Genomic DNA, 25511 nt, shown 5'->3' with positions numbered 1-25511 from the left:
CTCCGTGCTTCCTGCTCTGCGTACCTGTCGGTACTCGCTACTTCTTCACGCGGACCGTCTTGGTGGACCGCGTTTCCAGCGTCATCTCGTCGGCCTCGGCGACCTGTGCCTTCAGTCGAACAGTACCGGTCGTTTCGTCCACGACGTCCACCACCTTCGAAAGCAGCTTCGCCGTATCGGCGTTCCCCGAAGTGCTCGCCAGCTGCACGGCGCGCCCGAGTCGTGCGGTCGCGCCCGCTTCGTCCCCGCGCTTGCGGAGCTCCAGTCCCTGCTGGATGGCCTGGGCCAGTTCGGCCTGTCCCGTGTAGTGCGCGACCTGCGGATTGAGCGATGTGGAGGCCTCCATGTCGTCCGTCCACACCGCCCGGATCAGCCCCTGCGACAGCGCCTGCGGGGTGCCGCCCTCCGGCGCCGGCAGGATCAACGAGGCGCGCGCCGCCAGCATCTCCTGCCCGACGGCTGCCGCCGGCACCTCCACACAGACGTGGTAATCGCGGGATTCGTCACCCCACGAACCGGTCGGATAGTCACCCGCCCGTGGTCCGGCCTCCGTACGACGGGCCGTCAGGTCCTCGACGGAGGGTGCGACCTGCTTCACGAACTTGATCTCGGTGTCCTGCGGTGTCCACAGGCGGAGGGCGACATCCGCGACCTCCTTGCCCATCGCGCCGCGCATCATCTCCGTGAAGTCCGCGGCGAGTCCGTCCGGATCGGCCACGATGTCGGCGGAGCCGAGCAGCGCGGAAGCTATCCCTGTGACCTCTTTCACTTCCCAGTCGGTGCCCACGCCGCGCGCGTCACAGGTGAAACGGCCGGCACACGCCTCGATGGACGCCCGCAGTTCCTCGGGCTCCTCGTGCTCGTTGCGCCCGTCGGTCAGCAGGATGCCGTGCCGTATGGCGGCACCGGACGCCGACAGCAGTTTGTCCGCCAGCCGCAGCCAGGTGCCGATGGCGGTGCCGCCGCCGGCCGACAGCCTGCGCAGCGCCTCCTTGGCCTGCCCGCGCGTGGATGTGCCCGCGATGGCCAGCCTGCCGCCGCGCGGATAGATCTCCTTGGCCTGGTGTGTGCCGGCGATGACCGCGAACCGCACACCGTCCCGCAGGGTGTCGATCGCGGCGGCCGTGGCATCGCGCGCGTTGCGCATCTTCGCCGGCGGATAGTCCATGGAGCCGGAGCAGTCCACCATGACGACGACCGCGGCGTCCGGCTGCTCCCGCGCCTCCTCCGTGCCCTTTCCCACAGCCGTTCCCGCGGGGTCGGTCACCGGCCGCGGGACGCCGCGCGTCGTGCCGCCTCCGGTCGCGGTGACCGTGACGATGGCGTTGACCTCGCGGGCGCCCTCCGGCAGGTACTCGTTCTGATAGACGTCAACCGAGAACCGCGGCACGTTCGTCTTCGCGATGCTGGCCATCTGTTCCTCCCCCGGGAAGCGCGGCACTGGGCACGGGACGGCCCACCGGTGCGCGCCCCTGTCCGGTCAGGCCGATCCTGCCCCCTCGGCGGATGCCGGGAACGGCACCACCGCCACTGTTACGTTGTCGTGGCCCCCGCCGTCCAGGGCGTACCCGACCAGATGGCGGGCGGAGTGCAGTGGCCGGCTGCAGGCGTCCCGCGGGACCGCCGCGGCCATCTCCCCGGCGGACTCCGCGTAGTTCCACAGTCCGTCCGTGCACACCACCACTACACCCGCACGGTCCGGTTTGAAGGAAGCGGTGTGCGGGTCGAGTTCGTAGGCATCGGCACCCAGCCAGCCCGTGATGGCGTGCGCGCGCCGGTCGGCGTACGCCTCCTCCTCCGTCATCAGCCCGGCGGCCACCATCTGCGCCGCCCACGAGTCGTCCTCGGTCAGCCGGGACGGCGGTGCCTCGCGGTCCTCGGGGATCCAGTAGGCGCGGCTGTCGCCGACCCACCCGATGGTGAGGATGCCCTCCGACGTCAGTGAGCTGACGATCGTGCACGCGGGCGCGTTCTTGTTGGGCTCGTTCGGTGCGTCGGCGGCCAGTACGGTGACCGCCTCCGAAGCGGCCAGCAGGGCGTCGTGCATGGCCTGTTGGGGAGGCGTGCCGGACGGCACGGAGTCCCGCATCGAGGCACCGGCGGCGCGCGCGGCCGCTTCCGACGCCTCGTCCGAGCGGCTGGCGGAGGACACGCCGTCGCAGACCACCGCGACGGTCGCGACGGAGCCGTCCGGTGCCGTGGTCTCCAGGACGGCGAAATAGTCCTCGTTCCTGTGGTGCCGCAGCCCGCGGTCACTGGCGGCCGCCGCACCGTCCAACGCGGCCTCCATGTGGTCGCGTTCACGGGGCTGCTTGTGCCCGCAGTGCTCGCAGTAGCCGTCCTCGTCGATGGCACCCGTGCCGCAGGCCACGCAGCGCGGCCCCAGCTCCTCCGGCTCGCCCGAGCCCACGCCGCCGACGTCGCCGGCACCGTCGGACGCGGACACGCCGGCGGGTGCACCGGCTCCGGCGGCGGGAGGTGCCGGCGTACCGGGACCGTCGAGCAGCTCGCGGATCCTGCTGCCCGGCTCCTCGTAGCCGGCCGGCTCCTCGTACGCGGCTGTCTGCTCGTACCCGACCGGCCGGCCGTACTCCGTTGCCTGGCCGGGCAGTTCGAAGGGTGCGTCGTCCCGTACGGCACGCGGGTCGGCGGTACGCGGGTCCGGGCCCGCGTACGGCGGCGCGGCGGCCTCCGGGTGCGGCGCCGGGGCGTCCGGCATCCCGGGTGCGTCCGGGGCCGCGGGTGCCGTCGCCTCCGGGTGCGGCCAGGGTGCCGTTCCGCCGGGCTGTCCGCCCGGCGGCGGGGGCAGTTCCCCGGGCGGCGGCAGCGTGAAGTCCGGCTGGGTCGGCGTCGGGGACGTCTGCGGAGCCGGCGGGCCCGCCTCGGGGGCGGGCGGCACCTGCGGCGCACCGGCCGCGGGGTCGCCCGGCAGCCGCGTGCCCGGCACGGGCGGCGGGGGCGGGGGCGGCGGAACGGGCGCGGGCATCGACGGCAGCGTCGGTGACGGCGGGACGGGCAGCGGCGGTTGCGGGCCACCACCCTCCGGCGCGGGTCCGGTGGACGGCGGGTGCGCGGGCGGCGGCGGCACGTCGATGCCGTTGATGGCGAGAGTCGGCCGGTCCTCCCCCGCGGGATCCGTCCCCGAGGCGGCGGCCAGGTCGATGCCGCAGGCACCGCAGAAGCGGTCCCCCGCCTCCAGCGGCTCCTCGCACCGGGGGCAGGCGGACAGTTGGTCGAGCTGTGGCATCGTCACACCCACGTCCTGGGGCGGAACCGGTTGGCCCGTTCCACCAGTTCGATCCTCTCGGTACCCGACTGCGCGAGACGTGCGAGCAGCCGGTACGAGCGCTCCAGGCCGAAGCGCAGTCCTTCCTCGTCCAGCCGGCTGCCCAGCAGCGCGGGCGTGCCCGGCACCGTCTGTGCGCCCGGTGGCGCTCCGGATGGTACGCCAGCGGGTTCGCCGTTCCGTCCGGCAAGTACCCAGTCAAGGGCGCTGCCCAGCACCTCGGCCGTCAACTCCTCACGTCGCAGGGCGTCGAGGCCGACCTCGCGCAGCTGTTCCGTTTGCCGTGCGGCAGCGTACAGGTCGTCCAGCAGCGGCTCCTGCGGGGAGCGTTGCCGCAGGCGCGCGCGGATGGCGGCGACCCGGGCCGCCGTGTAGTGGATCGACACCTCCGGCACCGACTCCAGTGTCTCCACCGCGCCCTGCCGGTCGCCGCCCGCCAGTCGTACGCGGGCGAGCCCGAAGGCCGCGCTGACGTACGACGGGTCGGCGGTCCACACGAGGCGGTAGTACTCGGCGGCGTTGTCCAACTGGCCCAGCACTTCGGCACAGACACCGAGCGCCAGCTTCGGCGCGGCCTCCCCCGGGAAAGCGTCGTACACCGCGTCGAAGGCGTGCGCCGCTGTCTCGCGGTCCCCCGTCACCAGCGCGGACAGTCCGCGATACCAGACCACACGCCAGTCGTCCGGGTGGCCGGACTCCAGCGCGGCGAGGGCCTGTTCGGCGGCGAAACGGTCGTCCGCCGTGTCGAGCTCCAGACGGGCGCGCAGTTCGCGCAGCCTCCGTTCGACGGAGTCGGCGGGCGCCAGGCGGAGCGCGCCGAGGACCTCGGCGGGGGCCGACGTCATCAGCCCCGCGAGGAAACCGGCGTTGGGGTCCGCCGGGTCGGCGTGCGGCACGGGCAGCGCGAGCGCGGTGGCCCGCGCGTGCAGCGGCGCGAGCTGTACGGGCGGTGCGGCGGGCGGTGCGGTCCCCTCGGCGGCGGGCTGCCCGGAAGCCGGCTGAACGGTCGCGGGCGGTGCGGTCGTTGCCTCGGCGGCGGCCCCGTGCGCGGTGCCGGTCTGGCCGGGGAGCAGCACATGGGCCGGCGTACTGCCCGACGCCCCGTACTGTCCGGCAGCTCGGCTCTGTGCCGCCAGGGTGGTCGCCGGCGGGCCGACCGTCAGCGGTGCACCCGTTTGCTGTGCGCTCTTCCGCGTACGCCGTGACGTCCGCGGCGGCCGGGCCCCGAGCACCGACGCGTCGCCGCGCGTCTGCGCGAGCAGCTCCGTGTCCACCACCCGCGCCTCCGTGCCGAAGAGTGTCGACAGGGCGGGGCGGGGCCGTCCCGTCTGCAGGGCGACCACTTCCCGCAGGACGCCCAGCAGTTGCTCGGCCATCTCCTGCGCCGAGGCGAACCTGCGCTGCGGATCGGGGTCGGTGGCGCGGACCAGGAAGCGGTAGAAGGACTCGTACTGCCGGAAGACCTCGATGTTCCCCGGGTCGGGCAGGCTGTCCACGAAGACGTTGGTGTAGCCCTGGAAGTCGAAGGTGAGCACGGCCAGCGTGCGCGCCACCGTGTACAGGTCGGAGGACACGGAGGCGCCCTCTTCGGCGACTTCGGGTGCCTGATAGCCGACGGTGCCGTAGATGGCGCTGTCGACGTCGTCCATCCTGCGGACCGCGCCCATGTCGATCAGCTTCAACTGGTCGTCCTGCTGTATGGCATTGTCGACCTTGAAGTCGCAGTAGAGCAGATTGCGGCTGTGCAGATGGCCGAGCGCCTCCAGCGCCTCCAGCCCGTACGCGCAGGCCTGTTCGACGGGCAGCGGGTCGCGCTTGCCCGTGGGGGTGCGCCGCTCGTTGGCGATCTGCTTGAGCGACTTGCCGCCGACGTACTCCATGACGATGTAGCCGTCGAGACTGCCCGTACGGCGGTCGAGGTGCTCGACGAAGTTGTAGATGCGCACGATGTTGGAGTGCTCGATCTCCGCGAGGAAACGGCGCTCGGAGATGGCGGCGGCCATCGCGTCCTCGTCGCCGGTGTCCAGCAGCCCCTTGAGCACCACCCAGCGGTCGGACACCGCGCGGTCGACGGCCAGATAGACCCAGCCGAGCCCGCCGTGCGCGAGGCAGCCGGCCACCTCGTACTGGCCGTGCACGATGTCGCCGGGCTGGAGCTTCGGCACGAAGGAGTACGGGTGGCCGCACTTGGTGCAGTAGCCCTCCGTACGGCCCGGCCTGTCCCCCCGGGCACGGCCCACGGGCGCACCGCATTCGCCGTGGCTGCAGAATCGCTTCCGCTCGGGGACCTCCGGCTTCTCCTGCACGACTGTGCCCGGGTCGGCCTTCGGTACGTCCGGCACGCGCACCAGACCGGCGCCCAGCCTGCTCCTGCCCGAACGGTCGCCCGCGGTACGGGACGAACTGCGCACGGACACCGCGCGGCCCGCCGTCCCGCTCCCGGACAGCTCACGGGACAGCCGGCCGGAGACCGAACGGCGGGAGGACTGCGAACGCGCCGACGTGCGCGACGACGCACGCGAGGACCGCGCACTGTCCGAACCCTGCCCCGCTCCCGATGACTTGCTGTCGCGCCCCGGGCTGGTCATGCCCGTCGGCGCGGCGCCGAGCAGTCCGTCCGAGGCGACGACGGGAGCGAGCCCGCAGGTGTCGCAGTACAGCTCGCCGTCGCCCATGTCCGCGTAGTGCCCCTCGCAGGACGGGCGTTGGCACGGCTTGTGCAGGGCTCCCTCGCCCTCCGGACCGTTCTGCGTGCTCACGAATCCCCCTTGTGCTCAGCGCCCCCGAATTCGACGCCCCTGTGCTCACCGTCGCCGTGCTCGCCGTCCCCGTGTCCGGGGTCCCCCTGTCCGGCACCTGTCTGCTGATCCGGTGCGAGCACCTGCTGTGCGGCCTGCTGGAAGCGCAGTACGGCCTCCTCGGCGGCCTGCAGGTCGCACGGGGCGCTCCACAGCCTGCGGCGCGCCACGTCGTACCGCTCCATCAGCAGCCGGTCCTCCGCCTTCCCGTGCTGGGCCACCTTCGCCTTGTAGGCGTCCAGCCTGCCGCGGAGCTCCGCCCGTACGGCCAACGGCGCCGTCACGGCCGACAGTTCCGCGCGCGCCCTGTCCAACTCGTCCTCCGCGCGCTGCTCCAGGCTCTCCAGCAGCGGCGACAGCCGGTGCCACTGTCCGTGCCTGCGGTAGTCGGCGGCGGCCCGCACCTGCTCGTGGAGCGCGCTGGGCGGCCCGCTCACGGCGGGCACCTCGGACGCGGCGATCTTCGCCAGCACCTCACCGCGCGCCTCCCGGGCCTCGGCCAGCGTGCGGTCCGCGCGGGACAGTACGTCGCGCAGCCTCATGAGGCGCTGTTCGGAGTCCTGACGGACGTTCAGCACGGCGTCGATCTCGCGCTGTACGTCCTCCAGGGCGCGCGCCTCCCTGTCGTACCGCGAGGTGTCCGTGCTGCCGCCGCCCGGGGCACTGCTGCCGCCCGCCGGCGTCCAGAAGGCGAGCGGATCGGATATCACCTCGGCGCGCAGGGCTGTCAGTTCGGCCGTGATGCGTTCCAGGTCGTCACCCGCCGGGTGCTCCCCCGGGCGTACGCCCACGGAGTGCGCCCGGGAACGCACCCTGCCCAGCTCGGCGGCGAGCATGTCGATCCGGGCGGGCAGCGCCGACCAGACGGAGTCCGCGACGGCGACGACGTCGAGCGCCTGCGCGTACCAGCCGTTCATCCGCTCGACGAGGTCGCCGAGCGTCACCTCCTCGGTCAGCCGGGCGCCGGAGGGCGAACCGGCCGTACCGGCCAGGGCGTTGCCCGCGACGGTCAGCGTGCCGCGCAGCAGGCCGGTCAGCTCCGCCAGGTCGTCACGGCTGGGCCAGCGGCGGCGGGCACGCGTCTCCCGTGCCTGCTCCAGGGTGCGGGAGTAGACCTCGAAGTCGTTCCACAGCCGGGTGATGGCCTGTTCGGCGTCCGCCCAGCGCTGCGCGGTGGCACCGCTCAGCTCGGCGCCCTCGAGCAGCCGGCGGCCGGCGTGGTCCTGGAGTGCGAACAGCGAGGACTCGACGGCCTCGTACTCGGCGCCGAGCCGCTCCAGCGCACGGTCCACCTCCTCCCGGCTCATCACCGGTCCGGTGGGTCCCGCGGGGCCCATCGATCACCTCACTGCTCTCGGTCGGCGGCGGCCGGGCCGGTCGTGCCCGCCCGCCGGGCTCGTCAGTCGCGGTATTTCGGTTTCGGTGGTGCCGTGTCCATCATGTCGTCGGCAAGCCACTTGTCGAACGATGCCCGCCACTTGCTGCCCTTGCCGCCCGAACGGTAGTCGTCCAGCACCTTGTTGACTCTGCTGACGAGGTCCTTGTCCTTCAGGTTCATCGCCACGCCGTACGGCTCCGATGTCACCGGGCTGCCGATGAGCCGTACGGACGGGTCCTGTGCCGCCTGTCCCGCGCCCAGCGCGCTGTCGGTGAGCACCGCGTCGGCCTCGTCCAGCTGCAGCCGTACGAGACAGTCGAGCTGGTTGGGGACGACCACGGGGCGTGCGCCCAGCGCGCGGTAGTCGTCGGTGCGCATCAGCTCCTGCGCGGTCGAACCCTCCGCGTAGCACAGCCGTTTGCCCCGCAGCGAGCCGTTGAATCCCGTCACCCGGGCGTTCTCCTTCGGGGCCAGCAGCTGCTGGCCCGCCTCGAAGTAGGCCGTGGAGAAGGCGACGTCCTTGATGCGGTCGCAGTTGACGGTCATGGTGCGCACGACCATGTCGACATCGCCCGACTGGACGGCGGGGATGCGCTGGTCGGTGGGGATGGTCTTGTAGGTGACCTTGGCGTCCGACCCCAGCAGGTCCTTGGCGATCGCCCGCACGAGGTCGATGTCGAAGCCGTCGATGCTGCCCGTGGCCGGATCGCGGTAACCCCACAGGTAGCTGTTCTGGTCGACCCCCACGACCAGCCGGCCCTTCGAACCGTCGCTGTTCTTGCGGCCCTTGATGCGGTCGACCGCCGGACCCGAATCGCCGGACGGCTTGAGGCTCGCCGCCGGGTCCTTGCCGTCCTCGCACTTCTCCGGGCGCGGCTCGGCGAACTGCCGGGCGGGCGCCTGGCCCGCGGCAGCGGTGTGCGTACGGCCGCCGGTGACACGGTCCCCGCCCGTGCCGCCGTTCTGCGGGCCGCTCACCGACAGCACGGTGGACACCAGCACGGCCGCGACCACACCCAGCCCGCCGGCCGCCACGGCCAGCGGCCTGCTGTGCCGCCGCAGCTCCGCGCGCAGCGGCGGCCTCCGCCCGCGGCTCTCCCCGGACGCACGCTTCCGTCCCGGTGTGGCCGGCTGCTCCCCGCCGCTCAATTCCGTCCGCCCCCTCATCGGTACTCCGAGAGCCTGCGCCCGATGCCCAGCACCGCGGCGGCCGCACCGAGCACGGCAAGCACGCCGGCACCCACCGCCAGGCCCGTCAGCGCGGACCGGCCGTCACCCGCGGCCTGGTCGAACTCGGCCTGCTCGTGCTGCCGCGCCTTCTCCAGCCCGGCCTCGACGCTGTCGAAGCACTCGCCCGTGCTGCCCGAACGGCCGATCACGTCCCGCACCGCGGTCTCGTAGTCCCCGTTGTCGTCCTCGGCACGTACGTGCTTGTGCCGCTTCTGCCAGACGCCGACGGCGTCCTTGGCGTCCCGCACGGGAGCGCTCCCCGCCGTGTCGTCGGCGAGGGCCAGCGCGTCGTCGAGCTGACCGTTCTCCACACGCCCGGGGCCGCGCCCCGCGACGTCGCCCATCTGCTTCTTGTAGCTGTCCTCGTACGCGCTGCCCGCGCCCCGCGCGACGAGCGTCATGTTCTCGTCGCCGCGGGCCTGCAGGGCGCCGATCCACGCCTCGTTGAGCGCGTGCAGGGAACGGGCGCCCTTGTCGTCGGACTCGTCGAGGTTCACCACTGCCAGCGCGTGCCCGCCCACCAGCCATACGGTCGCGGCCAGCGCCACCGCGGTGGCGCCGAGCAGACCGGGGTTGAACACCCGGTTCGTACGGTCGTAGTTGCGCCGCTGCGCCCAGCCCAGGGCGGCCAGCGCGAGCACGCCCGCGCCGGTCGCGAGCCAGGGCCAGGAGCTCGCCGCGTCGTAGTCCTCGCGCAGCCGCTCCGTCTCCGCGGTGTACAGCGCCTTCGCCGCGGGCAGCAGGTCCGTGCGCATCTGCTCGTTGGCGTAGCGCAGATAGGCGCCGCCCAGCGGCAGCCCCTGGCGGTTGTGGGCACGCGCCGACTCCACCAGGCCCGTGTAGCGCGGGAGTTCACGGTTCAGCCGGGCGATCTGCAGCTGCGCCGAGGGGGAACTGCCGGAGTTCGCCGCGGCCTTGGCCAGCAGCGACGACGCCGCGTCGATGTCCTTCTCGTACCGCTCCCGGACGCTCCGCGGTTCGTCGCCGCCCGCCAGGAACCCGCTGGACGCCGTCGTGTCCGCGTCCGCCAGCGAACGGTAGATACGGGCCGCGTCCGCACTGAGCACCTGGCTGTGCTCGGTCACCGCGTCGGCCGCCGTCTGCCGGGCCGACACCTGCCACGCCGTCACCAGGCCGAACAGCAGGACCAGCGCGGCCAGTACGGCTCCGATGATGCGCAGCCTGCCCGGCTCCGTGGTGGCGGCGGCGCGCACCCGGTGCACGCCTTCGGACCAGGCCGTACGGCGCGGGCCCACGGGCGGCGTTCCGCCGGGCTGCGGTGCGGCGGGCGGGAGACCCGAGGGCTGCGGAGGCACGGGCGTACCCGGCCGGCCGGGCGGCGGCGACGCCGGTCGCACGCTCGGCGGCTGTGTCACGGTCGGGACCTCCCCCTGGTCGCTGAGGGCCCAGACCGCACGGCACCCGTGCGGATCCCGCGCTCCGGGCGGCACTGCCGGGACGCGGAACTGAAGCCCACGGCAAGCAGTATGGCCTCAAGGACCGACAGAGGCACCGATTTGGCCGGGATCTTGTTCGGATCGCGATCTGGGGAACGCTCTTCTCCCCGTCATCACGCGGCAGTTGGACAGCCCAGTTCCCTGCCCGCTCCCCGTACGGGCCCCGCTCACTCCCCGTGCGCCTCCGCGGCGCCCCGTTCGCCCAGCGGCCACACGTGCTCGCCGTCGGGGTCGTCGAGCCAGCCCCACTGCTGCGCACCGCGCACCGTCACGCCGTACCGCTGACGCGCGGGCCGGCCGGCGTCGTGCCACAGTGTGTACGCCTCGTACGCGCCCAACCGGCCGCCGCTGAGCGCCAGCAGGAAGCGGAACGAGTCGTCCCTCCGCACCCACCTCGGCACCTTCGTCTCCGGCCCCGGTATGCCCGGTGACCCGTGTGCGGGTGCGCCTCCGCGCAGCGGCACGAAGAACGCGGGCGTCGACAGGAAGTGCCCGCTCGCGTGCGCTCCGTCCGTCACCCGGAGGGACAGCAGTCCTGTCGCGAGGGGCAGCAGGACAAGCGCTCCCTCCGTGCACTGCGGCAGCCAGGCCGATGGCACCTCGGTCAGCGCGCAGGTGGCGATGATCCGGTCGTACGGGGCGTGTGCCGGACAGCCGAGCGCCCCGTTCCCCGTGACGACCCGCGGGCGGTATCCGGCCTCGGTCAGATGGCGTTGCGCGGACTCCGTGATGTCCGGATCGAGGTCCATGGTGGTCACCCGCTCGCCGCCCAACCGGTGTGCCAGCAGAGCCGCGTTGTAGCCGGTTCCGGTGCCGATCTCCAGCACCGTCATACCGTTCCGCACGTCCAGGGCCTCCAGCATGCGGGCCATCAGTGACGGCTGGCTGCTGGAGGAGATGAGCTCCCCGTCGCGCATCCGCGTGGCCAGCGGCATGTCGTCGTACACGCCTTCCAGCCAGCGCTCCCTGCGGCGCGGATCGGTGTCGTCGCGCCACAGCCGTTCGTCGCCGCCGCCCGTTCCGGACACGTAGTAGTAGGGGACGAACAGTTCGCGGGGCACCTCTTCGAACGCCGCCCGCCAGGCGGGGTCGGTGAGCGCGCCGCCCGCGACGATCTCCCGTACGAGGTCCGCCGCTGCACCCATGCCCCCACTGTCCTGCGCACAGCCCCGGGAAGCGAGCGCCGCCGCGACAGGCCGGGCTCCGGCGTACATCTGCGACCATGGACGGGTGATGGAGATTCCGCGCGGCAGCTTGCAAACGCAGACCTTCTACGAGCAGGTCGGCGGGGAAGAGACGTTCCGGCGCCTGGTGCACCGCTTCTACCAGGGCGTCGCGGAGGACCCGCTGCTGCGGCCGATGTACCCGGAAGAGGACCTCGGCCCCGCCGAGGAGCGGCTGGCGCTGTTCCTGATGCAGTACTGGGGCGGCCCCCGCACGTACAGCGACAACCGCGGCCACCCGCGGCTGCGGATGCGGCACGCGCCGTTCAAGGTCGACCAGGCGGCGCACGACGCGTGGCTGAAGCACATGCGGGAGGCCGTGGAGAGCCTGGAGCTCGCCCCCGAACACGAGCGGCAGCTGTGGGACTACCTGGTCTACGCCGCCGCCTCCATGGTCAACTCGGCGGACTGAGCCGACTCTGCGGGCTGGGCCAACTCGGCGGACCGGCCCGCCCGTACAGCGCGACGGCGAAGGGCGCCGGGGTGTCCGCCCCGGCGCCCTTCGCCGTTCTCGCACTTCCGTCCCGGCCGCACCGGGAGTCACTCGCTACACCGGGGTCACGCTGAGGCCCTGCCCCGAGTCGCCCTTGCCGCGCACCGCCACCGAGCCGTAGGGCGTCCGCAGCCGCAGCCAGGAACCGGCGCGCAGCAGCACGACGGGCTCGTCGCCGCGCAGGAAACCCAGCGCGTGCGCCGCGTGCGCGGCGCGCAGCGGCAGTTCGGTACGGCCCAGCGGCCGCGACCAGATCTCCTCGGCGAGCGCGTCCAGCGTCTCCCGGGTGCGCTTCTGCTTGTCCAACCGCTCGGCGCGCTCGCGGAATTCACCCACGGCCGCCGCCGCGACGGAGCGGACCGCGTCCGGCGGCACCTCCCCGAACGCCTGCCAGCCGCCGCGCGGCGGAAGCACTCCCGCCCACGGCGGTCCGGTCACCGCGCCCGGCACGGTCACCGACTCGGTCTCCTCCTCGATGCCCTCGAGGAGCTCGCCCGCGGAGACCGTGACGTCCACCTCGGCACCGGCCGGCTCCAGCAGCCGACCGGTACGCACCGCGAGCACCTCGAAGCGCGCCGGCTTGGCGAACACGGCGGCCACGCCACCGCCCGCCCGGATCCGGACAGCCGCGTTCTTCTCCCAGCCCAGCAGCCGCCCCAGGAAGGCGGAGAGGCCCGCCGCCTCCCCCGGGTCAGCGAAGGTCAGGCGCTGTCGCACCGGCTGCTGCGGCACTGTCATCGAAGTAGTCCTCCAGGAACGCCCGTTCGACGGCGGTCAGCCGCCGCGGCCGCTCCGACTCCAGGTCGTACGGCACGACGAGAGTCGCGGCGCGCGCGTACACCGTGCCCGTCTCCGGGTCCTTCACCTCGTACGCGAACGTCACCGACGCCGCGCCGAGTTTGGTCACCCACGTCTCTATGGTGACCGGGGCATGCCGGTGCACCAGCGGACGCAGATAGTCGATCTCGTGGCGTGCCACGACGGAGCCGCCCGTGAAGGCGCCGGCGTCCGCCTGCCGCGCCAGCCGGAACATGAAGTCTATCCGCGCCTCCTCCAGATACCGGAGGTAGACGACGTTGTTGACGTGCCCGAAGGCATCCATGTCCGACCAGCGCAGCGGGCACTCGTAGCTGTGACGCACTGCCGCTCCGCTCTCAGCCGCGAGTCAGCTTCTTGTATGTCGCACGGTGCGGACGGGCCGCGTCCGGACCCAGCCGCTCGATCTTGTTCTTCTCGTACGACTCGAAGTTGCCCTCGAACCAGAACCACTTGGACTCGCCCTCGTAGGCGAGGATGTGGGTGGCGACGCGGTCCAGGAACCAGCGGTCGTGGGAGACGACCACGGCGCAGCCGGGGAATTCCAGCAGGGCGTTCTCCAGCGAGGAGAGCGTCTCCACGTCGAGGTCGTTGGTCGGCTCGTCGAGGAGCAGCATGTTGCCGCCCTGCTTCAGGGTGAGCGCCAGGTTGAGGCGGTTGCGCTCACCGCCGGAGAGCACACCGGCCGGCTTCTGCTGGTCCGGGCCCTTGAATCCGAACGCCGAGACGTACGCGCGCGACGGCATCTCGACCTGGCCGACGTTGATGTAGTCCAGCTCGTCGGAGACGACGGCCCACAGCGTCTTCTTCGGGTCGATGTTCGCGCGGTTCTGGTCGACGTAGGAGATCTTGACCGTGTCGCCGACCTTGATGGTGCCGGCGTCCGGCTCCTCCAGGCCCTGGATCATCTTGAACAGCGTGGTCTTGCCCGCGCCGTTCGGACCGATCACTCCGACGATGCCGTTGCGCGGCAGCGTGAAGGAGAGGTCGTCGATCAGGACCTTGTCGCCGAAGGCCTTGCTGAGGTTCTCGACCTCGACGACGACGTTGCCCAGCCGCGGGCCCGGCGGGATCTGGATCTCCTCGAAGTCCAGCTTCCGGGTCTTCTCCGCCTCGGCGGCCATCTCCTCGTAACGGCTCAGCCGGGACTTGGACTTGGCCTGCCGGCCCTTGGCGTTGGAGCGCACCCACTCCAGCTCGTCCTTGAGCCGCTTCTGCCGCTTGGCGTCCTTCTGGCCCTCGACCTTGAGCCGGGTCTGCTTCTTCTCCAGGTACGTGGAGTAGTTGCCCTCGTAGCCGACGGCGCGGCCGCGGTCGAGCTCCATGATCCACTCGGCGACGTTGTCCAGGAAGTACCTGTCATGGGTGATGGCCACGACGGTGCCCGGGTACTGCGCCAGGTGCTGCTCCAGCCACTGCACGGACTCGGCGTCCAGGTGGTTGGTGGGCTCGTCGAGCAGCAGCAGGTCGGGCTGCTCCAGCAGCAGCTTGCACAGCGCGACGCGGCGCTTCTCACCACCGGAGAGGTTGACCACGGGCCAGTCGCCGGGCGGGCAGCCCAGCGCGTCCATGGCCTGCTCCAGCTGCGACTGGAGGTCCCACGCGTTGGCGTGGTCCAGCTGCTCCTGGAGCTTGCCCATCTCCTCGAGCAGCTCGTCCGAGTAGTCGGTCGCCATCTGCTCGGCGATCTCGTTGAACCGGTCGAGCTTCGCCTTGGTCTCGCCCGCGCCGTCCTCGACGTTCTGCAGCACGGTCTTCGACTCGTCCAGCGGCGGTTCCTGCAGCAGGATGCCGACGCTGTATCCCGGCGAGAGGAAGGCGTCGCCGTTGGACGGCTGCTCGAGCCCGGCCATGATCTTGAGCACGGTCGACTTGCCGGCGCCGTTGGGTCCTACGACACCGATCTTCGCGCCGGGCAGGAAGCTCAGGGTGACGTCGTCGAGGATCACCTTGTCGCCGTGCGCCTTGCGCGCCTTGCGCATGGTGTAGATGTACTCAGCCAAGAGGAACCGTCCGGCAATCTGTAGGTGTCGAAAAGCGGCTGCGCAGCGTCGCTGTGCTGGGTCGCCGAGCGGAGGCACCGCAGCCGCGTGGAGGCATACGCACCCCATCTTGCCGCACGCCCCCGCCGGGCCCGAAATGGGGCGGCGGCCGGCGGCCCCCGTGCCGCCCCTCCCGGCCGCCCTCGCCCCTCTGCGGCTACTCCTCGCCGTCCGTCCCGCCCGGCTCCGGGGAACCGGCCTCGTGCCGGCGCACCAGCAGCACCGCGCCCGCGCCGACGACGACCAGCGCGATGGCCACGCCGATGACCATCGGCGTACTGCCGGAACTGCCCGTCTGCGCGAGGTCGGCGGAGTCCTCCGCCGGGTGCGCCGCACCCGCGCCGCCGACCGTGGCCGGCCGGGTCAGCTGCGGAACGGCACCTCCCGCGCCGCTGCTCTGCTCCGCCTCGCCCTGGGTGGAGCTCAGCGTCGCGCAGTCGAGCACGCCGCTGAAGGCGCGGCGGAAGCCGTGCGGCCCGGTGATGCCTATCCGGTACGCCTGGTCCTCCCGCACCGCGACCGGCACCGTCTTCGTCCCGCCCGGGGCGACCTCGTGCTTCTGTCCGGCCAGCCCGAAGGTGAACGGGCGGTCGCCGCCGTTGCGGACGGTGGTGTCCACGACGCCCTTCGCGCAGTCCTTCCGCGCGGTGACCGCGGGGATCGCGCCGTGCGCGGCCCACTGCGCGGTCGCCGTGGCGGAGACCGTGGACCAGCTGGCCCCGGCGAGTATCTGGGTGGGGCTGCGCACTTCACCGCCGGCCGCGGAGAGGACCCGGCCGACGGGCACCTCGGTGGCCGCCTGCACCGTTAGCGAGGTGCTGCCGGGAGGGGCGTCCCCGGGCACGGCGAAGTACAGCTTGCTGCCGTTGCGCACCTGGTCGACGGGCTTCCCGCCGCTGTCGACGACCTTGACGCCGCGGGTGGCGGCGCCGGGTGCGGAGGAGACGGACACGCTCCGCTCGCGGGTGTGGACGGTCACCGGGCCCAGCAGGCCGCCCGCCTTCCCGGCGACGGCCGACCGGTCGAGGGTGAGGGAGGCGGCGGGCTCGGCGGCATCGCGCGCCGCCTTCACGAGCTGGTCCGCGAGCTTCTCCGCCGACGGGTCCGCCGCCTCGACGGAGCCGCCCTTCCCGCCGCGGAAGCGCGGGTCGGAGAACCGCCAGATCGCGACCTGCGTGCCGGCCGCCGCGGCGCCGGGGGTGAGCTGCTTCGCGCCCGCGCGCTTCGCCAGCTTCTGCAGGTCGTCCAGCTGCGGGTAGGAGTGCCGGAGGATCCAGCGGATCTTCCCGGCGTTCCGGTTGCCGTGCAGCGACGAGGCCGCTGCCGGGGACTCCTCGTAACGGGCCTGCGCCTGCGTGGGGTTGTCGATGTCCACCGAATACGTCTGGAAGGTGCCGCCGCCGTCGACCGCCATCTGGAAGAGGCCGGCTCCGGTTCTGCGTGTGGTCGTGCCGCTCCCTGCCGTGTCGCTGCTCCCGGCCGCGCCGTCCGTCGCGCTGCCGCTTCTTCCGGCGCCGCTCTCCGCCCCGTTCCGGGCACCGCTCTCCGCGCCGCCTCCCGTGGCGGGCTCGCGGACGACGGCCTCGCCGTACGTTCTCAGGCCGTCCAGGGTGGCGGTGGCGCCGCCCGGGGGCTGTGCGTCCTGGCCGGACGGCCCGGCCGCTGCCGCCGCCGGCGCGGCACCCGCCAGCGCACCCGCGGTGAGCAGCCCGCAGGCCACTGCCGCGGCGGCACGACGGGCTGCACCCCGCCTGCGTACAAAGGTCATGGTCTTCCCCTCTGGACGGGGCGGACAGACTGGTGGTCGAGCGATCGCGACGACCTGCGCGGTCCGTGCGATCGGTGTGGTCGGTGTCTGGCCGTCCCGCCGGTCGAGCTCTCAACCCCCGTCAGCTACGCGGAGGATGGTAGAGAGCAGGCGTCACACCTTCCCCATCAACCCCGCCGCACAAGCGTTCTGACGCTGAATCGTTATCACCGAATCCGGCGGACCGGGATGATCAAGGCGGGTGCTGGTCCGCGCCGTTCTGCGGACCGAGGGGGTCCGGTTCCGCGGCGAGAGCGGTCCGGGACGCGGCTCTCCCGGCACCTCCCCGGACGAACGCGGCGGTGCCCCGGGAGAGATCGTGGCCGACCGTCGCGGCGATCAGATCGGCCGAGAAGAACTTCCGCCCGTCCCGCTCCCCCTCCTTGAGGCGCAACTGCCCCTGCACCACGACCGGCTGACCGACCATCACCGACGCGGCGACGTTCGTGGCGAGCGTCCGCCACGCCCAGACGGTGTAGAAGCTCGTGGAACCGTCCACCCACGCCTCGCGCTTGGCGTCGTAGCGGCGGACGGTGCTGGCCAGCCGGAAGCGGGCCAGCGGATGCCCGTTCGCCGAGAGGCCGCAGGTGACATCGGTGGCGACATTCCCGACGACCGTCATGTGCGCCTCGTGCATACGGCTCGCCTCCCCCTCACACGGATCTGCCGGCGGGAAGTCCGCCCCGCCGGCCCGGGCACTGCCGCCCCGGAGACACCAGCGTGCACTGCCCTTGCGGATCCCGCTCGGACGCGCTCAGATCCGTGGATAACCCAGCGGTTGTGGACAACTCCGCCACTCACAAGGGGGAGTTGACGGCCGTACGGAGCGCCGGCCGGCCTGCCGCGGCGCCGGGCCGGGCCGGGCAGCCGTCCACGTCCCCGCCTCTGCCGCGCGTCGCCCCGCCCCGCGCCGCCCGCGCCCCGCTACACGCCCGGTCCGCTACGCCCGGTCCGGGCCGCCCGCGGCGATGACGTACTGCTCCCGCACCTCGCGGTAGCGCAGCAGTTCGGCCGCCACGGGCTCCAGTACCCGCGCTCTGCCGCACCCCGCGGCCAGCCGCCGCAGCCGCTGCTCCTTCTGCAGCCCGTACGCGCGTGCCGGTCCGCGCGCGGCGGTCCGGCACGCCCAGGCCAGCAACGGCGCGCCGGCCGCGCAGCCCACCGCGAGCACCACCGGCAGCCGGCCCACTCCCCCGCCCAGGCCCAGCAGTTCCGCCAACGTCCAGAGCACGCCCACCACTTGCAGCGCGAACAGCAGTCCCTGTACGGCCGCCGTCACGCCCCACCACGTCGGCCTCGGCAGCTGTGCCCCTTCGCCGCCCCGCGCCGTGTCCTCGGCCACCGCGTCGTCCAGCGCCTCCGGGAGCCCCTCGGCCCCGCGCCGTGCCGCGTCGCGCACCGTCCTCCCCCACGCCTCCGGCAGCCCGTCCGACGCCTGTTCGGTCAGCTCCCGTACGGCGCGGTCCACCACGGGCCGCGCCACGTGCCGTTCCTCCGGCCCCGCGCTGTCGGGCCCGCCGGGCCGGACCGCCACGCCCGTGCCCCGGAACCCCGGGAGGCCGCGGAGTCCACGGGGCGCCCTGGCGCCGAGAGCACCGCGGAGCCCGCCGGCGGCGCCCGGTCCGGCGGTCCTGCCGGCCCCGACTGCCCCGGCAGGAGCGGACGTTCCGGCTGCCGACGACTCCGCCGCTTCCGCCCGCATGCCGAGCAGCGTCTCTCCCGCCGGCTCCGTCTCCCCCGTACGCCGGGCCGCGCGCCATCGTGCGAGCCGCGCCCAGGTCGTCCCGCACGCGTGCTCCGCGTGCCGCAGCCAGGCCCGTTCGGCCGACTGTCCGGCCGCCGCGGCGCCGGCCGCCGACGCCAGCCGCTCCTCGAAGTCCTCGCGTGCGTGCTCCGTCAGCCCCACGGGGCCGTCGGCCGTGGCGTCGGGGCCCGGTTCCGCGTACACGGGGCGCAGCCGCCGTACGGCGCCGTCCAGGTCGGCGGTCAACCGCAACGCGGCTGCCCGCCTGCCGGCCACGAAGTCGCCGAGTTCCTCGCGCAGTCCGGCCACACCGTCCCCGGTGACGGCCGAGGCGCCGAGAACACGTGCGCCGGGTTCGCCGTGCTCGCCGAGCGCCATGCCGTCCTCGTCCAGCAGCCGCCGCAGGTCGTCGAGCACCGTGTCGGCCGCCTCGCCGGGCAGCCTGTCCGTCTGGTTGAGGACGACGAAGGTGACCTCCGCGTAGTCGGCGAGGGGCCGCAGATAGCGGTCGTGCAACACGGCGTCCGCGTACTTCTCCGGGTCGGCGACCCACACGACGGCGTCGACGAGACGCAGCAGCCGGTCGACGTGTTCCCGGTGTTCCACCGCGACGGAGTCGTGATCGGGCAGGTCGATCAGTACGAGCCCGCCCAGTTCACCGTCGTGCACGCCGCCGTCGCGCTCACCGTCCTCGTACGGTCCGCCCGCCGTCCGGCCTGCCCCCTCGCGGCCTCCTTCGTACCGGCCGCCGTTCTGTCCGCCGTCCGGCTGTGCGCCGGGGGCCCGCAGCCGGCGGCGGGCGGCCGGCGGGATGCCGAGCCGGTCCAGCAGTCCTCCGGCGCCGCCCTCCGCGGAACCGGCCTCCCATGTGCACGCGACGGGTGCCGCCGTGGTCGGCCGGCGCATGCCGGTCTCGGAAAGACGTGCGCCCGCAAGGGCGTTGAAGAGGGACGACTTGCCGCTGCCGGTGGCCCCGGCGATCGCCACCGTCGTGTACGCGCGCGGCAGCCGCCCGCGGGCGCTCGCCTCGTCGAGCACCTGCCCGGCCTCGGTAAGGGTCTGTCCGTCCAGCCGGGTGCGTGACAGTGCGACGAGTTCGCGCAGTGCGCCCAGCCGCTGCCGCAGTCCGTCGTCCGCGGGGTCCGTCGCCTGTGCGGCTGTGTGGCCCGTCGCACCGGCCGGCACGGTCGCCGGTCCGCGTGTGCCGCAAGACCCGCCTGCCGCGTGCCTGTTGCCCGCACCGGCCGTCTGTTCCGGCACACCGGACGGACCGTTCTGCTCGTCGTCCGTGCCACAGGCCGGCCAGGTTTCCGTCTCCTCTGTGAGCAGTCCGCCCCTGCCGCCGTCCGGCCGGGACTGTCCGTCCCGCTCCGGTGCGCGGCGTGCGATGAGTCCGTCTCCCCAGAGGGCGCGCTGCCTGTCCCGGCTGTCGTCCCCGCCGGTTCCTCCGGCCGCCGGGACGGCCGCGTCGTCTGCCGTGTGCTCCTCGTCCGCGGGCGGCATCCCGGTCACCTCTCCGTCTGCTGGTGGGTCAATTCCCGTACGTCCCGCCCCTGCTGGACACGGAGCAGCCCGGAGTACGCGGCGATCATCTCCACCTGCGGATCGGGCTCCGCCTCCAGCCGCTCCAGCGGCAGCAGCAGCCGGTCCCGCTCGCTGTACAGCACCCGTTCGACATAGGTACCGAGCAGCCGCTGCCCGCGGGCCCGCAGCCGCTTCGCGGCACGTGCGCCCAGGACGCCGGTCAGTGCCGCGCGTGCGTCCCCCGTACGGTCGCCGCCGAGCAGGGAGGCGGCGAGCAGTCCTGTGAGGCCGTCCACGTCGGCGGCGGAGTGCCGTTCGGCCGCGCGGGCCTCCTCCTCGGCGAGCTCCTCCAGGCAACGCCGCCAGCGCCGCACCAGCACGCCCGCACGGCCGTGCTCTTCGTCGGCCCCGTCGCCGTCCGCGCCGTGCGGCTCGCCGGCCATGGTCAACGGGCCGCCCGGAGCGCCCGGTTCGCCCTGCCAGGCGGTGCCCGCACGCTCGTCGGCCTCCGCGACCGCCTCGCCGAGCAGCGCGGTCAGTCCGTCCTCGAAAGCGTCCAGCAGTTCGTCCACGCTGCTGTCCACGGGGAAGCCGTGCCAGTGTGCGGCCGCGTCACCGGCGAGCAGTTCACCGGCCGCGATGCGCCTCCGTACGTCCTCGCCCGCCGTCTCGTACGCCTCTTCGACGTGCAGCATCAGCCGCTGTGCGGCCGCGTACTGTGCGGACGCCGCGTTCGCCAGAGCGGCGACCCGCGGACGGAGCGACACGAGCGCACCTGCTGCCGTACGGGCCGCGGCGACCGACCGTGCGACGGGATCCTGGGCCCGCCGGGTCAGCCAGTCCCGCAGTCCGGCCACGGCGGTGAGCGGCAGCAGCCCCGACCCGCCCGCGGATTCGGGCAGTTCGGGGATGGTGAAACGGGGCACCTCCGACAGTCCCTCGCTGTCCAGCAGCAGTCCGTACTGCCGTGCGACGTCCGGTGCGATCTGGTGCGGCACCCGGTCGAGCACGGTGGCGAGGGTGACGTCGTACTCCTTCGCGGTACGCAGCAGGTGCCACGGCACGGCGTCCCCGTACCGCGCCGCTGTCGTGACGAGCACCCAGATGTCCGCCGCGCAGATGAGTTCGGCCGCCAGGTCGCGGTTGCGGGCGACGAGGGAGTCGATGTCGGGGGCGTCCAGCAGGGCGAGGCCGACCGGCAGCGAGGAGTCCGTCTCGATCCGCAGCGCCTGTACGGCGCCGGCCTCTCCGTCCTCCTCGCCGAACGGATCGTCCTCCGTGCCCTCTCCGTCCGGTACGCCGTCGTCCGGCGCACTGCCCGACGTGCCCTCCTGACGGGGCATCCAGACCCGGCCGAGCCGGGGCAGCACACGCTGTCCCCCGAACCAGTGATGGTCTTCCGGATGGCACACCAGCACCGGGATGCGGGTCGTCGGGCGCAGCACGCCCGCCTCGCTGATCCGGCGCCCCACGAGGGAATTGACGAGTGTCGACTTCCCCGCACCCGTCGATCCGCCGACGACCGCGAGCAGCGGTGCCTCGGGCGAACGCAGCCGCGGCAGCAGATAGTCGTCGAACTGTGCCAGCAGTTCCTCGCGAGAACGGCGCGCCCGTTCGGCGCCCGGCAGCGGCAGCGGAAAGCGTGCGGCAGCGACGCGGCCGCGCAGAGCGGTCAGCGCGTCGAGTGCTTCGGGCCGTACGTCCAAGATCGCCACATGGGAAGAATGCCCAATTCTGTTGGCTTTTTGAAGCGCATTCGGGGTCCTTCGCGCGGAAAACGGTGGCATTCGCTCGCCATTCGCCCCATTCACCCCATCTGGCCCACACAACGAGGCCGCCGCAGGGGCCGCAGCCATAACGACTGCGCAACACCATCCGCCGACACGGCCAAAACCGCTGCACAAATCGCACCCGCCTGCGATTATCGGGACCGCTTCACTGAACCTCCACATGGTGTCGCGGACGTGAAGCAGGGGAAGCGTGCCGACCGGGCCCCTATCCTTGACCGGGCCGAGGTCACCGGAAGACGCGCCCGCCCCTCTCCGCGACCGAGAGACCGGCCCCCGTAGCTCAGTGGATAGAGCAGGCGCCTTCTAAGCGCTTGGCCGCAGGTTCGAGTCCTGCCGGGGGCACCTTCCCTCCCCCTGTCGGCCCCTCCCCCGCGGAGGGGTCTTTTTGTTGGTCAGGGCGGGTGACACGCGACACGACGTAACCCCGGCCGCTCCCCTCATGATCAAGGGAAGGGTCCGGGACTGTCCGGCTATCACCGGGTTTTCGCGGGTGGCCGTGTCGAATACGTGTCGAAGCTTCCAGCAGGAAGGTCAACCAGCGTCAGGGTGCTCGGGCAGGTCCCCAGCAGCTTCGAGCCGCTTCTTCAGGTCCGGGAGCTGCCCCTCGACACACCGGGCGTAGGTGGCCAGCAGAACGAGCACGCTGTTCCCTGCCCACTCCGCTACCTGCGCCGGCGGGATCCCGTCGTTCAGCCACTTGGTCAGGCGAGTGTGCCGGTTGTCGTACACGCGCTTCCCCGTGGGGGATTCGACCACGTGCGCGGGCAGTACAGCCTTCCGGGCGTTCCGCCACGCCCGCCTGATGACGGAGCCGGCGAGGATGCCGCCGTTCTCGCCCTGGAACAACAGGTCACCAGGCTTGAGCTGTTCCTCCTTGATGTGCCGCCGCAGGATGCGCGTCAGAGCCGGATGCCCCGGCACAGTGCGCGTGTCCCCTTCAGCACGGCCTTTCAGGTTCCGTTCTTCGTGAACCTCTCCGGTGTCGGTCCACTGCTTGCCGACCTCAGGGGTCGCCGTGTGGATCAGCAACTCAGACCACTGGTCACTCGCGTCAGGCTCCGGCAGCCTCACGTCCCGCACGCGCATGGCCACGACTTCCTCGGGACGCGGCCCGCAGTAGTACAGCGTGGCGAAGAAGGCATGCAGCCTCACGCCCCCGCGAGGACGCCGGCGGATGCAGTCGAGGATCGCCGCCGCCTGCTCGGGGTTCATCAGGCAGCGCTTGTCCACCGCGTTGGTGGTCTTGGTGGCCGTCGACAGCTCCTTGCCCTTGGGCAGAGGGTTGGTCCGCAAGATGCGCTGTCGGATCGCGTACTTCATCGCGACATTGAGAATCCGGCGATGGCGTTTCCGTGACCAGGCAGCCGCCTGCTTGCCATCGAGCCGCATATCGATGGCTTGCAGCACCTCATCAACCTTCTCCGGAGCTTCCCAGGCCGAGACCGGAAGGGAGTTCCGCTCAACCCACTTGAGGATGACCGCCACGTCCCGCGGCGCTTTCTCTCTGCGGTTCGCGTTGAACGCCCATTCGCGAAGTGCCGTGCGAACCGCCATGGGATCGAACAGGGAGGGCTGTACGCGGAGCAGCGCGATGGTCACTGCCGTGAGGGTCTTGGCCACGTTCTTACGGCTGTTGCCGCCGAGTTGGGCCCAACGGGCGTCCACGTACTGAGTGGCGAATTTGTACCAGCTCATCGCGGCCGACTTGGACCGATGGGAGACCGGCAGCCCAGTCGCCACGACGAACGCCTCTCCCTTGCTCATGGCCTGGATGAGGCTGGAGCGGAACCCTTCAGCCAGCGCGGCTGTTTCGAAGGGCTCACGCCAGCGCTTGCCTGCGGCCACCCAGCGCACGGTGTACGTGGTCTTCCGCGAACCCTTGTACGTCAGGATCTTGTAGACCTTGACGTCGTAAGTCGTCTCCATCAGGCAGCCTCCTCACGGTCGTCAAGCCAGTGATCCAAGTCGCTGCGCCTGATCCTGAGATCACCGTTCGGAAGCTTGATGCAGCGCGGCGCACGCCTCTTGGCCCGCCACTCGTAGAAGGTCGAACGCGAGATGTTCAGCTCTTCGCAGACCTCAGGAAGGGTGAGCATCCGGGGCGAGCCGACGGCCGTGGTCATGCTGAGCTCCCTTCGTATTGCAGGGCTTCGCGTGCGGTGTCGCGGTTGATCTGGAGGTCGCGGGCGATGCCGGCGACGAGGGCGGATTCACCCGGTGTGTGGCCGTGGCCGGCGTAGTGCCAGTCGGCGAGGACCAGCACGGTGTCCGGGTCGGTGTCCTCCAGGCCGAGAGCTGCGGCCTGTTCAGCGGCGCGGTAGTCGGCTCGTACCTGACGCAGGGCGCCCAGGGTTGTCGAGTACCGGCGCGACTTCGTGGAGAAGTGGTCGCGGAAGCCGAGCATGTGCGCCCACGCCCACAACCGCCGCTCCGGGTAGTGAGGGTCCAGATCCCAGCAGGCGCGGATGAGCCGGCGGGCGTGGTCGGGCACGTGGTGCGTGTCGAGTTCGGCCAACTCACCGATCTTCCGATCCAGAGTCCCCGTGTTCTCTGCTGCTTTGGTGGCGTACTTGGCCACGTAGGAAGCAACGGCCTGTTCGGTCAGCTCCGAGCCGTCCCCGAAGGCCCGTACCGGCCGGATGTCGAGCTGGGCACCCCAACGCAGGGTGCGGGACGGCTCATTGCCGGCTGCAGGTACTTCAACGCGGGTGTAGCTGTGGTGGGCGGCCGACCGGATCGCGTCGTCCAGAAGGTCAGCGGAGTCCCATTTAAATGGGCATGGACTGTGCGGACCGTCGGGTCCGTCGAGGCGGATGACCGCGTGGAAGTGGCTCGCGCCGCGCTTCTGGAACTCTGCGACCTTGCCGTAGGAGAGCCGGCACACCTCCCGCAGCCGGCCTTGCGGCACCCCGAGGCGGGCGGCGAGCTCGCGGCGCAGCCGGTTGGTGAAGCGTGCCCACAGGTCGGAGGCGTGGTTGTTGAAGAGCACCGCGCCCGCGTAGTCGTAGCTGGCAGGGTCCAACGGGGTGCCCAACTGCGGGTCGTCTTCGGTGTGGTGGGTGCCGCAGCGGCAGCGTCCGGTGTCGGGTCGGTTATGGACCGGGCCGAAGCTCGGGGCGGTGAGGGTGACGAAGGCCCGCAGATGTTCGCGCACGGTGGCAGGGATGTTCTTCGTCTCGTCGCCGGCCAGGCCCGCGCGGATCAGGTGGTACGTGTCCGCGGAGTACGTCCGAGCGCACGAAGAGCACCGGGAGGCACGGCGGTTGCCGCAGGCGATCCGCAGCCTGCCGCCCGGCTCATCGGTGATCGCGTACCGGTGCAGGACGGCGCCGGTGGCCTTGCCCTGGGTGACCTTCCAGCCCTGGAGGTGAATCGGGTTGGTGCAGCCGCCAGTGCGGCGGATCTGGTCTTCCCAGCGGCCGAAGTCCGGGTCCGAGGCGACCCGCAGAACGTCGGCGAGGGTGACCGGATCCAGACCGCCCACGGTGTCGAGGTTGGCCTCAGGCATCGGCGCTCACCGCATCCAGTGCGAGGGCGAGTGGCTTGGTGGCCAGCAGCTCCGCCGGAGGCGCCCACAGCCCCCGTTCACCCGGATACGGGATCGGCTGGGACAGCGGGATCACATCGGCCAGGTGCCAGTGCCAGCCGCCGGGCTGTGCCCACAGCGAACACCAGCCGTCATCCGGGTGGCAGCCGATGAGCCGGGCCACGGCGAGGATCGCGCCGAAGGGCAGCCGCCGGCGCAGGAACGGACGCGTCAACGGCACCTGTTGGGCTCGCAGGTCGAGGGACTTGCCGGCATGAATGAGAAGCAGGCCGCGGTAGTCGGTGCTCCAACTGCGGTTCTCAATCCGCTTCGTACCGCGCGCTATGCAGGTAGCCCAAGGCTGCCAAAGGGTGAGTGCGCGCACGGGCCGTGCTGC

General features: G+C 72.2%; 19 protein-coding genes and 1 tRNA gene. 2 read left to right on the top strand and 18 right to left on the bottom strand.

Features of this window, described 5'->3' with window-relative positions; translation table 11 throughout:
- Positions 1-37 precede the first annotated feature (37 nt).
- The 7 genes from AC3AGO_RS22540 to AC3AGO_RS22510 all read right to left on the bottom strand — a co-directional run bounded on the left by AC3AGO_RS22540 (position 38) and on the right by AC3AGO_RS22510 (position 11294).
- Positions 38-1414 carry a vWA domain-containing protein gene (locus AC3AGO_RS22540; RefSeq protein WP_487822033.1) on the bottom strand — a complete coding sequence of 459 codons (1377 nt, stop codon included), beginning with the start codon at positions 1412-1414 and terminating at the stop codon, positions 38-40.
- A 66-nt stretch (positions 1415-1480) separates the two neighbouring features.
- Entirely contained in the window at positions 1481-3247 is a 1767-nt protein-coding gene (locus AC3AGO_RS22535; RefSeq protein ID WP_487824767.1) for a PP2C family protein-serine/threonine phosphatase, read from the bottom strand.
- A 2-nt stretch (positions 3248-3249) separates the two neighbouring features.
- A complete protein-coding gene (locus AC3AGO_RS22530) occupies positions 3250-6009 on the bottom strand; it encodes a serine/threonine-protein kinase (protein WP_487824766.1) in 2760 nt (919 codons plus the stop codon).
- A 32-nt stretch (positions 6010-6041) separates the two neighbouring features.
- On the bottom strand, positions 6042-7421 hold the full coding sequence (locus AC3AGO_RS22525; RefSeq protein WP_487822032.1) for a coiled-coil domain-containing protein: 1380 nt from the start codon (positions 7419-7421) through the stop codon (positions 6042-6044).
- Between the two features lie 62 nt (positions 7422-7483).
- A complete protein-coding gene (locus tag AC3AGO_RS22520; RefSeq protein WP_487822031.1) occupies positions 7484-8629 on the bottom strand; it encodes a glutamate ABC transporter substrate-binding protein in 1146 nt (381 codons plus the stop codon).
- Entirely contained in the window at positions 8626-10008 is a 1383-nt protein-coding gene (locus AC3AGO_RS22515) for a hypothetical protein (RefSeq protein WP_487822030.1), read from the bottom strand. The genes AC3AGO_RS22520 and AC3AGO_RS22515 overlap by 4 nt, the downstream gene beginning before the upstream one ends.
- Before the next feature lie 308 nt (positions 10009-10316).
- Positions 10317-11294, bottom strand: a complete 978-nt coding sequence (locus AC3AGO_RS22510; protein WP_487822029.1) for a methyltransferase domain-containing protein — start codon at positions 11292-11294, stop codon at positions 10317-10319.
- Between the two features lie 85 nt (positions 11295-11379).
- On the opposite strand from AC3AGO_RS22510, the gene AC3AGO_RS22505 reads away from it, so the two are divergent.
- Positions 11380-11784 (top strand): globin, encoded by a 405-nt coding sequence (locus tag AC3AGO_RS22505; protein WP_487822028.1) that lies wholly within the window; start codon positions 11380-11382, stop codon positions 11782-11784.
- A 135-nt stretch (positions 11785-11919) separates the two neighbouring features.
- Here the strand turns inward: AC3AGO_RS22505 and AC3AGO_RS22500 are convergent, their stop codons facing one another.
- From AC3AGO_RS22500 to AC3AGO_RS22470, 7 genes are all read right to left on the bottom strand, one after another.
- Complete coding sequence (locus AC3AGO_RS22500) at positions 11920-12603, bottom strand: DUF8185 domain-containing protein (protein ID WP_487822027.1); 684 nt, start codon at positions 12601-12603, stop codon at positions 11920-11922.
- Positions 12557-13006 (bottom strand): acyl-CoA thioesterase, encoded by a 450-nt coding sequence (locus AC3AGO_RS22495; RefSeq protein WP_487822026.1) that lies wholly within the window; start codon positions 13004-13006, stop codon positions 12557-12559. Before AC3AGO_RS22495 ends, AC3AGO_RS22500 begins: the two co-directional genes overlap by 47 nt.
- Before the next feature lie 13 nt (positions 13007-13019).
- Positions 13020-14684 (bottom strand): energy-dependent translational throttle protein EttA, encoded by a 1665-nt coding sequence (gene ettA / locus AC3AGO_RS22490; RefSeq protein WP_487822025.1) that lies wholly within the window; start codon positions 14682-14684, stop codon positions 13020-13022.
- 196 nt (positions 14685-14880) lie between these two features.
- On the bottom strand, positions 14881-16491 hold the full coding sequence (locus tag AC3AGO_RS22485) for a TQXA domain-containing protein (RefSeq protein ID WP_487822024.1): 1611 nt from the start codon (positions 16489-16491) through the stop codon (positions 14881-14883).
- 232 nt (positions 16492-16723) lie between these two features.
- Positions 16724-17167 (bottom strand): single-stranded DNA-binding protein, encoded by a 444-nt coding sequence (locus AC3AGO_RS22480; RefSeq protein WP_487822023.1) that lies wholly within the window; start codon positions 17165-17167, stop codon positions 16724-16726.
- Positions 17168-17470: 303 nt separating this feature from the next.
- Positions 17471-19777, bottom strand: a complete 2307-nt coding sequence (locus AC3AGO_RS22475; protein WP_487822022.1) for a GTPase — start codon at positions 19775-19777, stop codon at positions 17471-17473.
- Positions 19778-19782: 5 nt separating this feature from the next.
- Positions 19783-21504, bottom strand: coding sequence for a dynamin family protein (locus AC3AGO_RS22470; protein ID WP_487824765.1), 1722 nt, complete (start codon positions 21502-21504; stop codon positions 19783-19785).
- 353 nt (positions 21505-21857) lie between these two features.
- Here AC3AGO_RS22470 and AC3AGO_RS22465 point away from each other — a divergent pair.
- Positions 21858-21930: transfer RNA gene (locus AC3AGO_RS22465), tRNA-Arg, on the top strand.
- Between the two features lie 189 nt (positions 21931-22119).
- On the opposite strand, the gene AC3AGO_RS22460 is transcribed toward AC3AGO_RS22465, so the two are convergent.
- Genes AC3AGO_RS22460 through AC3AGO_RS22445 form a run of 4 tightly spaced genes read right to left on the bottom strand, consistent with a single transcriptional unit; the run spans position 22120 to position 25499 of the window.
- Positions 22120-23514, bottom strand: a complete 1395-nt coding sequence (locus tag AC3AGO_RS22460) for a tyrosine-type recombinase/integrase (RefSeq protein WP_487822021.1) — start codon at positions 23512-23514, stop codon at positions 22120-22122.
- Positions 23514-23711: a helix-turn-helix transcriptional regulator gene (locus AC3AGO_RS22455; protein ID WP_487822020.1), complete on the bottom strand. Its 198-nt coding sequence runs from the start codon at positions 23709-23711 to the stop codon at positions 23514-23516. Before AC3AGO_RS22455 ends, AC3AGO_RS22460 begins: the two co-directional genes overlap by 1 nt.
- Entirely contained in the window at positions 23708-25096 is a 1389-nt protein-coding gene (gene repSA, locus AC3AGO_RS22450) for a replication initiator protein RepSA (RefSeq protein ID WP_487822019.1), read from the bottom strand. The genes AC3AGO_RS22455 and repSA overlap by 4 nt, the downstream gene beginning before the upstream one ends.
- A complete protein-coding gene (locus tag AC3AGO_RS22445; protein WP_487824764.1) occupies positions 25089-25499 on the bottom strand; it encodes an ASCH domain-containing protein in 411 nt (136 codons plus the stop codon). Before AC3AGO_RS22445 ends, repSA begins: the two co-directional genes overlap by 8 nt.
- Between the last annotated feature and the right edge of the window lie 12 nt (positions 25500-25511).

It is taken from the genome of Streptomyces sp. BL1 (assembly GCF_057628045.1).
This window is presented reverse-complemented; position numbering and strand designations above follow the sequence as displayed.